12 protein-coding genes are annotated in these 12,882 nt (G+C 72.8%); 1 reads left to right on the plus strand and 11 read right to left on the minus strand.

Annotated features, from left to right (window positions below):
• Positions 1-62: 62 nt before the first annotated feature.
• The 3 genes from BCD48_RS23735 to BCD48_RS23745 form a co-directional block, all read right to left on the minus strand.
• Complete coding sequence (locus BCD48_RS23735) at positions 63-3,776, minus strand: chromosome segregation SMC family protein (protein WP_071050571.1); 3,714 nt, start codon at positions 3,774-3,776, stop codon at positions 63-65.
• A gap of 1,178 nt (positions 3,777-4,954) precedes the next feature.
• Entirely contained in the window at positions 4,955-5,149 is a 195-nt protein-coding gene (locus BCD48_RS23740; RefSeq protein WP_071050572.1) for a hypothetical protein, read from the minus strand.
• Between the two features lie 316 nt (positions 5,150-5,465).
• Positions 5,466-5,732: an acylphosphatase gene (locus BCD48_RS23745; RefSeq protein WP_071050643.1), complete on the minus strand. Its 267-nt coding sequence runs from the start codon at positions 5,730-5,732 to the stop codon at positions 5,466-5,468.
• Between the two features lie 124 nt (positions 5,733-5,856).
• Between BCD48_RS23745 and BCD48_RS23750 the strand changes: the two genes are divergently transcribed.
• The gene (locus tag BCD48_RS23750) at positions 5,857-6,165 is read left to right on the plus strand and encodes a hypothetical protein (RefSeq protein WP_071050573.1); all 309 of its coding nucleotides are present in this window, start codon (positions 5,857-5,859) and stop codon (positions 6,163-6,165) included.
• Positions 6,166-6,211: 46 nt separating this feature from the next.
• Here BCD48_RS23750 and BCD48_RS23755 read toward each other — a convergent pair whose 3' ends face one another.
• From BCD48_RS23755 to rsmD, 8 genes are all read right to left on the minus strand, one after another.
• Positions 6,212-6,955 carry a DUF2786 domain-containing protein gene (locus BCD48_RS23755; RefSeq protein WP_071050574.1) on the minus strand — a complete coding sequence of 248 codons (744 nt, stop codon included), beginning with the start codon at positions 6,953-6,955 and terminating at the stop codon, positions 6,212-6,214.
• Positions 6,956-7,405: 450 nt separating this feature from the next.
• Positions 7,406-8,326 (minus strand): bifunctional DNA-formamidopyrimidine glycosylase/DNA-(apurinic or apyrimidinic site) lyase, encoded by a 921-nt coding sequence (mutM, locus tag BCD48_RS23760; RefSeq protein ID WP_071050575.1) that lies wholly within the window; start codon positions 8,324-8,326, stop codon positions 7,406-7,408.
• Positions 8,327-8,329: 3 nt separating this feature from the next.
• Positions 8,330-9,208, minus strand: a complete 879-nt coding sequence (rnc, locus tag BCD48_RS23765) for a ribonuclease III (protein WP_071050576.1) — start codon at positions 9,206-9,208, stop codon at positions 8,330-8,332.
• 167 nt (positions 9,209-9,375) lie between these two features.
• Positions 9,376-10,410 (minus strand): phosphate starvation-inducible protein PhoH, encoded by a 1,035-nt coding sequence (locus BCD48_RS23770; RefSeq protein ID WP_071050577.1) that lies wholly within the window; start codon positions 10,408-10,410, stop codon positions 9,376-9,378.
• A 7-nt stretch (positions 10,411-10,417) separates the two neighbouring features.
• Positions 10,418-10,588, minus strand: a complete 171-nt coding sequence (rpmF, locus tag BCD48_RS23775; RefSeq protein ID WP_071050578.1) for a 50S ribosomal protein L32 — start codon at positions 10,586-10,588, stop codon at positions 10,418-10,420.
• A complete protein-coding gene (locus BCD48_RS23780) occupies positions 10,588-11,193 on the minus strand; it encodes a YceD family protein (RefSeq protein ID WP_071050579.1) in 606 nt (201 codons plus the stop codon). Before BCD48_RS23780 ends, rpmF begins: the two co-directional genes overlap by 1 nt.
• A gap of 454 nt (positions 11,194-11,647) precedes the next feature.
• Entirely contained in the window at positions 11,648-12,145 is a 498-nt protein-coding gene (gene coaD, locus BCD48_RS23785) for a pantetheine-phosphate adenylyltransferase (protein ID WP_071050580.1), read from the minus strand.
• A complete protein-coding gene (gene rsmD, locus BCD48_RS23790) occupies positions 12,142-12,699 on the minus strand; it encodes a 16S rRNA (guanine(966)-N(2))-methyltransferase RsmD (protein WP_071050581.1) in 558 nt (185 codons plus the stop codon). The genes coaD and rsmD overlap by 4 nt, the downstream gene beginning before the upstream one ends.
• Positions 12,700-12,882: the final 183 nt, after the last annotated feature.

Here is a 12,882-nt window from a genome sequence, read left to right on the forward strand (position 1 = left end):
GCGCTCTGCGCCCGACAGGCTGCGCCCGGCGGCGGGCGCGGAGCGTCCGCCGCGGGACAGCCTCAGGCGGAGGCCCGCTCGCGCAGCCGCTGGCTGATCACCGTGGTCACACCGTCACCGCGCATCGAGACTCCGTACAACGCGTCGGCGATCTCCATGGTGCGTTTCTGGTGCGTAATGATGATCAGCTGCGACTTCTGCCTGAGCCCCTCGACGGCGTTCAGCAGGCGGCCGAGGTTGCGGTCGTCGAGCGCCGCCTCGACCTCGTCGAGGACGTAGAACGGCGACGGCCGGGCCCGGAAGATCGCCAACAGCATCGCGAGGGCGGTCAGCGAGCGCTCGCCGCCGGACAGCAGTGACAGCCGCTTGACCTTCTTGCCCGGCGGGCGGGCCTCCACCTCGATTCCGGTCGTGAGCATGTCCTCGGGGTCGGTGAGCACGAGCCGGCCCTCGCCGCCGGGGAACAGCGTGTCGAAGACGATCTCGAACTCGCGGGCGGTGTCCTGGAACGCGGCGGCGAACACCTCGCGGACCCGGGAGTCGACCTCCTCGACGACGAGCAACAGGTCGCGCCGGGTGTTCTTGATGTCGTCGAGCTGCGCGGACAGGAACGCGGCCCGCTCCTGCAGGGCCTCGAACTCCTCGAGGGCGAGCGGGTTGATCTTCCCAAGCCGAACCAGCTGCTTCTCCGCGGTGGCGAGCCTCGCGGTCTGCTCGGCGCGGTCGAAGGGCCGCTCCTTGCCGCCCTCCTCGTCCGGCGGTACCGGCAGCGCGGGGCCGTACTCGGTGACCAGGTCGTCGGCGGCGATGCCGTGCTCCTCCAGCGCCTTGGCCTCGAGCGCCTCGGACCGCAGCCGCTTGGCCTCCCGGGCCAGCTCGTCCCGGTGAGCCTCGTCGCGCAGCGCGGACAGTGCCGCGGCGTAGGCGCGCACCCGGTCGCGCACTCCGGCGAGCTCGGTGTCGGTCGCCCGGCGGGCGGTCTCCGCCTGCTCCCGCTCAGCCGCCGCGGCGGCCAGCGAGGTCTCGCAGGCGGCGAGCGCCTGATCGGCCGCGGCCGCGACGGCGGCGGCGATCTTCGCCTGCCGCTCGCGCAGCGCCCGGGTGCGGGCGGCCGCGGCGCGGGCGGCGCGTTCCTGGGCGGCCTGGCGCAGCAGGGCGTCGGCCCGCCCGGCGAGCCCGCGGGCGCGCTCCTCGCTGGTGCGCACCGCGAGCCTGGCCTCGACCTCCTCGCCCCGGACCGCGGCCGTGGCGGCGACGAGCCGGTCGCGCTCCTCGGCCGACCGCTCGTCGACGTCCAGCTCGTCGTCGCTCGCCGCGAGTGCCGCCTCGAGCTCGGCGAGCGCGCCGTAGGTCTGGTCGCGCGTCGCCTCGGCGGCGAGCCGGCCGCGTTCCAACCGGCTGATCTCCCCGGCGACGGAGCCCCTGCCCCGGTCCAGCTGGGCGAGCTGGTCGGTCAGCGCCCGGTGGCGGGCGCCGGCGGCGGAGCGGTCGGCGTTGGCCGCGTCGATCGCGGCCCTGGTCCTGGCGACCTCCTCGCGGGCGGGCTCCATGGCGGTGCGCGACGCCTCAGCCCGCGCCTCGGCGGTGGCCATCGCGACCGCGGCCTCCTCCGCGGCGGCGGCGAGCTCGAGCAGCGAGGGCGCGTGCGCGCTGCCGCCGACCGCGGCCGGCGGGCCAAGGGTGTCGCCATCGCGGGTCACCAGCCGAAGCCCGGGCCGGGCCGCGGCGAGCCTGGCGGCGCCGGCCAGGTCGTCGACGACGACGACCCCGCCGAGGATGGCGGCCACGGCCGGCGCGAACCGCTGGTCGACGACCCGCACGAGCTCCAGCGCCGGCACGGCCTCGGCAGGCAGGCCGTCGGCGAGCTCGCCGGCGGCCGGCGGGGCGGGCGGCGGAAACGCGGGGACGAAGGCGGCCCGGCCGGCCTCGGCGGTCCGCAGCCAGCTCAGGGCGGTGACCACGTCGTCGACGGACCCGACGGCGAGCGCGTCGGCGGCCGGCCCCAGGGCGGCGGCGATCGCCACCTCCGCGCCCGGCGTGACCGCGAGGATGTTCACCAACCGCCCGAAGATCTGGATCGGGGTCCGCGGCGGTTCGAACACCCGCGCGGGCTCGGCTGGTCGCCCCTGCTTGCCCTTGCCAGCCGCTCTGCCCCCGCCGGCTCGCCCGCCACCCGTGCCTCCGGGCTCGGATCCACCGGTCTGGGAGGAAGCCCGCGCCTGGCCGCCGCCTCGCTCGTCCGTGGCGTCGCCGGTGGCCGTGAGCAGCGCGGCGGCGCCGTCGGCCGGGGCCAGCGACAGCGAGAGCGCGTCCCGGCGGGCGGCGGCCGACGCGCGGTCCCGGTCGGCGCCGCGCTCCTGGGTCCGCAGCGCCTCCAGCCGCTCGGTCGCCGCGGTGTGCAGGGCGATGGCCGACTCGTGCCGGCCGGCCAGTTCGTCCCGCTCCGTCTCGATCCTGGCGAGCTCTGTGTCGAGCGCCTCACGCGAGCCGCTGGCCTCGGCGTCGCGGGCCTGAGCCGCGTCGAGCGCCTCGGTAAGCCGGACGATGTCGGACTCCGCCGCCGCCGCGCGGGAGCGGGCCGTCTCGACCTTGCCCGCGAGCCTGGCGATGCCCTCGCGCCGGGCCGCGGCGGCGCGGCTCGCGGTGAGCAGGGCCTGCTCCTCCGCGGCGAGGGCGGCTTCCAGCTCGGCGCGCCGGCTCACGACCTCGGTCAGCGTGTCCCGGTCGCGTTCCAGACGGGCCTGCAGCGCGGCCTCGCGCTCGTGAACGGCCGCCGCCTCCTGCTCCAGTTCCTCGGGGTCGCGCCCGCCCCGGGTGGCCTGGGCGCCGGCTCGCAGCAGCCGGGCGCGCTCGGTGGCCAGCTGGCCGGTGCCCCGCAGCCGCTCGCGCACCGACGAGAGGGCGTACCAGGTCTCCTGGGCGGCGGCGGCGCGGGGGACGATCCGGGCGAGCTCGGCCTCGAGCGCCTGCTCCCGCTCGGCGGCGGCGGCGTGGGCGCCCTCGGTCTCGGCAAGCTTGGCCCGGACGGTCTCCTCGTCGGCGATGTCGGCGGCGAGCTCCGTCCGCGCGGTGACCAGGTCGTCGGCGAGCAGCCGCAGCCGCGCGTCGCGCAGCGTCGCCTGGATGACGCCAGCCTTGCGGGCGATCTCGGCCTGCCGGCCCAGCGGGCCCAGTTGGCGGCGCAGCTCGGCGGACAGGTCGGTCAGCCGGGTGAGGTTGGCGGCCATCGCCTCCAGCTTGCGAAGCGCCTTCTCCTTGCGCTTGCGGTGTTTGAGGACGCCCGCGGCCTCCTCGATGAACGCCCGGCGCTCCTCGGGGCTCGCGTGCAGCACGGCGTCCAGCTGCCCCTGTCCGACGATCACGTGCAGCTCGCGGCCGATCCCGGAGTCGCTCATGAGCTCCTGGATGTCCAGCAGCCGGCAGGAGGTGCCATTGATCGTGTACTCGCTCTGGCCGCTGCGGAACATCAGCCGCCCGACCGTGACCTCGCTGTACTCGATGGGCAGCGCGCCATCGGAGTTGTCGATCGTCAGCAACACCTCGGCGCGGCCCAGCGGCGGCCGCGACGGCGTCCCGGCGAAGATGACGTCGGACATCGTGCCGCCACGCAGCGCCTTCGCGCCCTGCTCCCCGAGTACCCAGGCCATCGCGTCGACGACGTTGCTCTTGCCCGAGCCGTTGGGCCCGACGACACAGGTGATCCCCGGCTCGAGGCGCAGCGTCGTCGAGCTCGCGAAGGACTTGAAGCCCCGCAGTGTCAGGCTCTTGAGGTACACCGGTCTCCGCAGCGATGGGGCGGTCGTGGTCGGGCCCGAAGGTCGCCCTCCGGATGAGCGCCGCGGTGCGCCGGAAACCGGACCGACGATCTTCGCCGCGACCGGCCGCCGATCAGGATGCCGATCAAGGACCATGGGCGCCGGCACCGCGGCCGGCCCGCATCCGGGCCGCCGCCAACGATATCCGCCAACTCACTGTCACGAACAGGACACGCCACTGTGCGCACGGAGTGGCCAGAACGCGATAGTCTGCCCGGCACCATCAGACTCACGCCGGGACACCAAGATCCGTAGATCACGGACATGCGTGCCCCACGCGGCCATCAACCACAGCGCGATCCCGCTCGGCCGGCCGTCGGCAACCTGGCACGACCCCGCCGAACCGGCCCGGGCCCGTCGCCAGGGTTGTCGGACACGTGGGTGTGCATGGTTGGAACGACAGGAGTAGGCACCCCACGAGAAGGGCAGCACTGACCCGAGGCGGGTGACCCGCCCGGCGACGCCGTCCAGCGGCCCGCGATGCGACGGCGATCTCCGGACCCGGAGAGCTCGTCGAGCCACGGAGCGGCTACGACAGCCACGAGAGCACGCGAACCGGTGGGCACGGACCGGACCCTCGTCGACATACCGCGGGGAGGCTCACAAGGAAACCACTCCCAAACCGACGGCCACGAGGCAGGCCGGAAGCCGAAGCGCCACGACGACATCCCGCCGGAGCGGACAGGCCAATGGGGACGTACCGGCCGGAAGCCCCAGAGGACCTCACCGACCAAGCACGATCACCGGGCCCACGGCAGCCGCGAACGCCCCGCAGGTGCGCCCACAAAACCGAGACGCCGCCGTCGGATCTTCACCCGACGAGGCGCGACGGCGAGCAGAACGGACAACTCCAGACCCGTACACCCACGCCACGGCGAGACCGTCGGGCCACGAGCGAGCGGGTGGCGGAGCCGATCTCCGGCCGACCCTGGGCACACGTAACGTCGCCCGAGGGTCGATCGACAAGATCGTTGGTCCGGGTAGCCAGCTCCGAGAACCGTCCGGGCGTTCGAGGATCCTTCAGCGATCCGAGAACAGACCGAGTGAGACTCGGCCTGAGGGTTCCAGGAGGCGGCCCCCAGCGAGACGTCTGACCCGACGCCTGGCGAAGCCGCTCGAAAGGCGGCTAAGAGGTCAGGTCAGGTCAGGGCCGGTTCGACGTCCAGCTCGCGGACGTCCTCAGGGACGTCAACGCCGACGAGCGCGTCGTTGACGTCACGCGTCCGGGCGAGCTCAGCCTCGAGCTCGGCTACGCGGGCACGCAGCCGACGTACCTCGTACGAAAGCCGGAGGTCGTTGCCGGAACCGACGTGGCCGAAAAGGGCCTTCGCCATGGTGATGGTCCTCCACGATGAGTGACCTTGCGGGATGCTGGGCGCGACAAAGCCCGGGACGAAGCCGGTAGACTCGTCCCTCCAACCACTGGTGTTACTCCAGCCGCTGGTCTACTCCGGCCAGCGTGCGTGACCTTGCGCCACGCACGTAGACGGAGTCCGCCCCAAAGAATGACCTAAGGTTCCCACACCCGGTCACCGAAAGTCAAGAGCATGCCACATGGCAGGGCATCCGTCCCTGAAACACGGGAATCTTGAGCCTCGTTTTGACCCGGCCGTCAGGCCTGTCTGTCCAGGTCAACGGGGTGCCGACGGCTCAGCGGCGCACAAACCCAGTCATGCCGCCTATCGCGGCACCGATCGTGTGTTCTACCCGATCGGTCCGCCCGGGGGTATGGCCGGTTACAAGGAGTTCCAGCAGCGCCTCGCAGGCGTCCGCCGGCCCCTCAGCCACGACATCGACTCCGCTGTCCGCGCGGTTGGTCGCCGAGCCCACCAGGCCGAGGCGGCGGCCCTTTGTGCGTACGTAGTCCCGGAATCCGACACCCTGCACCAGGCCGAACACGGTGGCGGTCAGCCGCACGCGTGCGCCCGCGTCGGCCGTCTCCCGCGCCTGGTCACCGCCGGTGTTCGCCGGTCCACCGGGCTCGACCGGCGGCCACTTCTGAGGAAGGTCATTCATCGGCACGGTAGGCTACTGAGCCATCGTGAACACGACATCTCTCCTCCTCAGCAGCCTGGCCCGGCGTGCCGCCCGGCCTGGCCGAAGCGCCGCGGTGGCGGCCATCGCAGTCGGGGCCGTCAGCTGCTCGATGCTGCTCGCCGGCTGTGGCCAGAACTTCCAACAGGACGGCGGCTCCGTGCCGGTGCCACGAGCCACGATCGTGGACGGGCCCAGCGCGACCCCGTTCGGCAACCCGAACGCGGTACCCGCGCCGAGCGACGGCTACGCGCCCCCGCGCACGGCCGGCCCGACCCAGACCGCCGCCCCGAACCTCCCTGGCGGCAAGCTCTAAGATCTCCCGATTCCGGGCGATCCCACTGTCCCGTTGGACGCTTGCCTCAACCGAGGGCACGACGGGCGGTTGGCGTCTCGACCCGGCCCTGGGTGCCGAGGTCGGCGCGCTGGCCGGCGCTGTAACCGGCATGGCCGCCGGAGCCGGACAGCTGACGTCCACGCGCCGCCCGCAGCTGCGGATAGACGCTCGCCAGGTGCGCCTCGACCCGGGAGGAGCGGTCGGCGAGCACAAGTGCCACCGAGGCCCCAGAGCCGGACTTTCCGGTTTCCGGCTCGGCCGCGGCCCTGGCGGCCTGTTCCGCGGCCGTCAGCCGCTGCTGCACGGCGACCGCGAACCCCGCCATCCAGGACCGGCGAAACGCCCGTGGGTCCTCCCAGGACGGGGGCACCGCGACAGCGATCCCGTGTGCCTGCTGGACGAGCAGCGAGGTGAACAGCAGCTGCGCCCTGGTGAGATCGGCCTCCATGCCGAACAGGTGCGCGGTGTGGCCGGTGCGCCCCTGCTGCCGCTCGGTGCGGTGCACCAGCCGGCAGCCCAGCGGCGCGACGATGCTGGCCAATAGAGTGATCTTGTCCCGCGCATATGGGGGGTGGATGTCGAGCACCAGGTCGGCGGCGGCGACCTTGCTCGGCCCGGCCTCCTCGAGCAGCGCACGGTCGATGCCGTACTGGGCGATCAGCTCGGCGGCCTTGGCGTTGTAGGTCTCCCTGGCCGCGTCGGTCAGCCCCTCGGCCTCGGCCATCGCGAGCAGTTTGCGTACCCGGCCGAGCAGGGCGTCCGAGTTCATGGGTCGTCTCCTTCGTCGACGCCGAGCACGGTCCATGGGCCAGATCGCGGACCGTCCGCTGACGAGCGGACCGGGTCAGGGTGCGCGGGCGGCATCCCTCGCGGTCCGCTCACGGGTCGTCCGCGACCCGCTGGCACGCCGTCAGGGTCCCCGGCCACCCGACCCGGTGGGCCCCCGGATGCGGCCCCTGAAGGGCGCTCAGGTTCCCGCGGTGCCCGACTCGCCGGGGCGCACCTGGTCAGGCCCAGTGTGGGTGCCGGCATGACCCTACGGACATCGGGGGGTGCACCCCCCGAATCGACACCCCACCGGGACTGGCGAAGAATCGTTGACGGCGCCGAACGCGGCCGGGTTCCTGCCGGCTGGGCCTACTTCGGCTGGACCTACCGGTAGGCCAGCGCACGTTCGCCCAAGCCGGCACGACGGGCGTCGCCACGTCGGGCCGGCGGCCTACCAGCGGCCGCCGCGAGGGCGGGGCTGGCAGGTGGGGCAGGTGAAGCTGGATCTGTTCATGAACGCGTCGCGGCGGATCTGGCTCGCGCACCGCCGGCACGGCGCTCCCTCGCGGCCGTAGGCCGCGAGCTCCCGCTCGAACAGTCCGCTGACACCCTCGGTGGAGACATAAAGCTGGTCGAACGACGTGCCGCCGGCCTCGAGCGCCGCGGTCAGCACGGCACGCACCTCGGCGAGCAGGCCGCGGGCTTCGGACCGTCGCAGGGTGTCGGTCCCCCTCGCGTAGTGCAGTCCGGCTGCCCACAGGGCCTCGTCGGCGTAGATGTTGCCGATGCCGCTGACCAGCCGCTGATCGAGCAGCGCCCGCTTGAGCCCGGTACGGCGAGCCCCGAGCCCGGCCACGAAGGCGTCGTCGTCGAACAGCGGGTCCAGCGGGTCGCGGGCGATGTGGGCGATCGGGTCGGGCAACGACGCTCCCCCCGCCACGATCGCCATCCCCCCGAACGTCCGCTGGTCGACGAACCGGAGCTCGCGGCCGCCGTCGGTGAAGGTGAAGCGGATCCGCAGGTGGGTCTGGTCCGGCGTGCTCGGCGGCACGACAAGCAGCTGGCCGCTCATGCCGAGATGCCCGAGCAGCGCGTCACCGTCCTCGGCCGGCCGGAGCGGGGCGGGCAACTCGCCGGGCACGCCCGGAGTGTCCAGGTCACCTGGGGCCGCGAGCGCCAGCCACAGGTACTTGCCCCGGCGGCGGGCAGCCGTGATCGTCTGGCCGATGAGCGCCGCCTCGAAGTCGGCGGCGCCCGTCACGTGCCGGCGCACGGCGCGCGGGTGCAGCACACTCACTTTCGCGATCGTGCGGCCGACCACGCCGCGTTCCAGGCCGCGCCGTACCACCTCGACCTCGGGCAGTTCTGGCATGGCTCAGCCCGGCTCCCCCGCGGGCGCGGGAGCAGCAGCCTCGGCGCTGGCCATCCGTGCCAGCGGGTCCGTGAGACCGGCCTCCGGCGGCGTCGGGGACGGGCCGGCCGGGCCGCCGTCGCCTGGCAGGCCCGAAGCATCGGCGGTGGCCGCGGCAACGGAGGTGGCCGGAGCAAGGCCCTGGAGGGCTACGAACGCATGCTCGGCCGCGCGCTGCTCGGCCTCCTTCTTGCTGCCCCCCTCGCCCTCGCCGTAGATCCGGTCGGAGATGCGAGCTCTCGCCCGGAACCTCTTGGCGTGATCCGGGCCGGAGTCGGTGACCACGTAGTCGGGCGGGCCCATCCCCAGTTCGGCGGTGCGCTCCTGCAGGGAGGTCTTCCAGTCGAGGCCCGCGCCGCGGCCGGCCGCCTCGTCGAGGAGCGGGTCGAAGTGGCGGTGCACGAACTCCGAGGCGACCTCGAGCCCGAGCTCCAGGTAGACCGCGCCGATGAGAGCCTCGAGCGTGTCGGCGAGGATGCTCGGCTTGTCCCGGCCCCCCGTGGTCTCCTCGCCCTTGCCGAGCAGCAGATAGGGGCCGATGCCCGCCGGGCCGATGTCGCGGGCGACGGCGGCGAGCGCCCGCATGTTCACCACCGAGGCCCGTTGCTTGGCCAGCGCACCCTCGGCAAGGTCCGGGTGGCGCCGGTAGAGCGCATCGGTGACGACCAGCTGAAGCACGGCGTCGCCGAGAAACTCCAGCCGTTCGTTGGTAGGCAGGTTGCCGTTCTCGTAGGCGTACGACCGGTGGGTGAGCGCCCGGTCGAGCAGCCTGGGGTCGAGGCGCAGGTCGAGCGCGGTGAGCAGCCCCTCACGGCCCTGCGGGACCGTCGCGCCGCGGCTCACCGTCTCTCGGGTTCGCTCCGTCGCCGCACTCCTCGCTCCCCCGGTCGTCGCATCCGCGCCGAACGGGGACCCCTGCTCGCGGCCGTCCTCCGGGGTTCCTGCCGGATCGACGGAGTCGATCTGGGAGGTCCGCCTCGGACGACCACTCCGCTCGCTTGCTCCTGCGCTCACAGCGACAGCCCCGCGATCGCTCTGCGCCGGGCGATCAGGCGGGCGAGCTCGGCGCGGATCTGGGCGACGAGCCCGCCCCGCCATACCGTCGCCGCCGTCGCGAGCGCCGCCGGAATGCCGGTGGAAAGGTCGTCCGGGCCGCCGACGGGGTCGCCCGCCCGCACCGCGACACCGTCCACTCCCAACACGATCGTCCCCCCCTGCAGATCCGCGCCGGCCGGGCTACGCCAGGCCGGGTCGAGCCCCGTCGGCGTCTCCGGGAAGGCAGTCGTTGCCGCCGTCCTGACCGCCCGCAGACATGCCAGCACGACGTCGCCGGTGAACCCGTCGGTCACGACGACGTCGGGACCTTTGCCGGTCACCGTGCCAGCCTGGCCGGTGTCGACCAGCACTCCGGCGTCCACCTGGCCGACGTAGTCGACGCCAAGCGTGCCGAGCAGCCCGTGCGCCGCCCGGCGCATCGTGTCCGGCAGCGCGGGGCGGGCGGCGAGCAAGCCAACCCGCGGCTCACCGGAACCGGCACGCACCCTGGCGTAGGCCGCCCCGGCCAGCGCGAACTGGGCAAGGTCGTCCGCGGCCACGTCGACGGACGCGCCGGCGTCACACAGCACGATGCCTGGCGCGTGACCGACGTCCACGACGGCCGCCAGCGACGCCCTGGTGGCGCCGGGCAGCAGGCCGAAGGTGAACAGCGCCGCCGCGGCGACCGCCTCGGGCGGCGCGACCGAGACCATCGCGTCGGCGCGCCCGTCCCGGACCAGCCGGGCGGCCACGCGCACGCCGCTGTCCCGCCGCGCGCGCACGTCACGGACGGCGTCGGCGCCGGCGGGGATGCCCCGCGCGGCGGTCACCAGGTGGACGCGATCGCCGGTCACAATGCCGCGGCCGGCCAGGTCTTCGGCCGTCGGGCCTGGCGGGACGACGAGCGTGACCACCAGCTCCGGATCGGCATCCAGCGCGGCAGGCAGAGCGTCCAGCACCGATTCCGGTGGGACGCCCTCCCCGAGGAGGTCTACGGCGACGCGGATCACGTCAAGATCAGACGTCGAGCACCTGTCGGTCGTTGTACCGGCCGCAGGTCGGGCAGGCGTTGTGCTGCCGGACCACGTGCCCACGCGGGCAGCGCGACAACGCCGGCAGCGTCGCCTTCCACTGTGCCCGCCGAGACCGGGTGTTGCTGCGCGACATCCGCCGCTTCGGGACGGCCACTAGTCCTTCTCCTTCGTTTCCCGCCCGGCGACGTCGCCGACGGATCCAGCTTGGGTCAATGCCGACAGCGCGGCCCACCGGGGGTCGGCACTGTCGTGGGAGTGGTCTGGGCCGACCTCGTCCAGCCGCGCGCCGCAGTCGACGCACAGGCCAGCGCAGTCGGGGCGGCACAGCGGTGAGAGCGGCAGGTCGAGGACCAGGGCATCCCGCACGACCGGCGCCAGGTCGAGGTGGTCGTCCACGATCACGAGCACGTCCTCGTCCTCGTCGTCGATCTCGGCGGCCCGGTCGGGGTAGTAGAACAGCTCGCGCAGCTCGACGGACACGTGATCGTGCACCTCGTCCAGGCAGCGCGAGCACTCACCGACCAGGTCGGCCGACACCGTTCCGCTGACCAGCACGCCCTCGTGGACGGACTCGAGCCGGAGGTCCAGCTCTACCGGGCCGCCCTGCGGCACTCGCAGTACCGGCGTGCCCAGCTCGTTCGGCGCGAGCGCCCTCGTGACGACAGGCCTCATCGACCCCGGCCGACGGCCCAGCTCACGGGTGTCGAGCACAAAGGGGCCACGGGGGGTCTGACGGCGGGGACGGTGGTGTCCGGTCATCGCTTGTCCGGTCAAGGCTGCGGAGTTCACGGGATCTCATCAAGGTGGTGGTTGCTGGAGCGCATCTGGAAGCCACCGGCTCCAGGCACGGATAACTAGCCTATCCGATCCCAGCTTCCAACCCGGTCCCGGCCAACTCGACGCACCACCTCACCGATGCGAGGGCGCCCCAGCGCCCGGCAGGCACCGCGGCGTCCCCGCCGGATCCGGCGGAGCCCGGGGTCCCTTCCGGATCGCGGAGCCGGGGTCCCTGCCGGATCGCGGAGCGATCTGGGGGGTCTGCTGGGAGGTCTGCTGGGGTCTGCTGGCAGGTCCAGGTCGGTGCAGGCGACCGTCCCCGTCAGCGTCGCCCTAGGAGACCGCCGAATGACTCGGGACCGCGCCGGGCTCGTCCCAGGTTTGCCCCGATCGACCTATGCGGACGGACTCTGGCGAGTCGGGCCGCCGGAGCTACTTATTCGGCGGTCTCCTGGAGCCGTTCGCGCAGGTGCTTGAGGACGACGTCGGGGACCAGGCCGCTGACGTCGCCGCCGTAGCGGGCGACATCCTTGACCAGGCTCGAGGACAGGAACGCGTACTGCGGGTTCGTGCTCATGAACAGCGTCTCGACCCCGGCCAGCCGGTTGTTCATCTGCGCCATCTGCAGCTCGTAGTCGAAGTCGCTCACCGCACGCAGACCCTTGACGATCGACATGACGCCGTGTGCCTGGCAGAAGTCGACCAGAAGCCCATGTGACGTCTCCACGACGACGTTGGCCGTCGCCTGCGGATGGTCACGCACAGCCTCACGGATGAGTTCCATCCGTTCCTCGACGGTGAACAGCGTCGTCTTCGTCTTGTTGATCGACACCGCGACGATGACCTCGTCGAAGAGCTTGCTCGCCCGCATGATGATGTCGAGATGGCCGTTCGTGATCGGGTCGAATGAACCAGGACAGACAGCCCTCCTCATGATCGAGAACCGTACCAGAGGACGGCCTCCCCGTACCCCCTCGAACGGAGCTCGGTCACACCGTCTGGCCAGGTCGGGGGCGGCGAACGGCGAGTTCGCTCGACCACACAGACACCGTCCCTGTTCAGCCAGCACTGATCTACGAGCTGACGGAGCACCTCGGCGAGCCGAACGTCGTCAAGCGCGTACGGAGGGTCCAGGAAAACCACGTCGTAGGGCTGCCCGACAGTGGCGTCCACCACACGCTCCACGGCGCCCACGACGACCTCGGCGCCGGCGAGGCCCAACTCGGTGGCGTTACGCCGCGCGACCCTCGCCGCCGCCGGGTCACGCTCGACGAGCAGGGCATGCTTGGCGCCCCGCGACAGCGCCTCCAGGCCGACCGCCCCGCTGCCCGCGTACAGGTCGGCCACCCGGGCACCCGACAGGTCGACAAGGGTCGCCAACGTGTTGAAAAGTCCCTCCCGCGCTCGGTCCGAGGTGGGTCTGGTCCCCATTCCCGGCGGCACGGCGAGCCGGCGCCCACCCGCGACCCCACCCACGATCCGCGTCATCCGGTCCAAGCCTCCGGCCGATCAAGCGACATCATCAGCCGCGACCTGCTCTGATAGGCGATCAGCGCAACCCAGCCACCACAAGTGACAGCGCATCGGCGCACCACCAACCCAGCCACCTCCCCGACCCCGACTCAGGCCGACCCCGGCCATACGCATCAGCCCCGAATCCAGGCTAGGAGG

This window comes from Pseudofrankia coriaricola (assembly GCF_001854805.1).
Classification (GTDB): domain Bacteria; phylum Actinomycetota; class Actinomycetes; order Frankiales; family Frankiaceae; genus Pseudofrankia.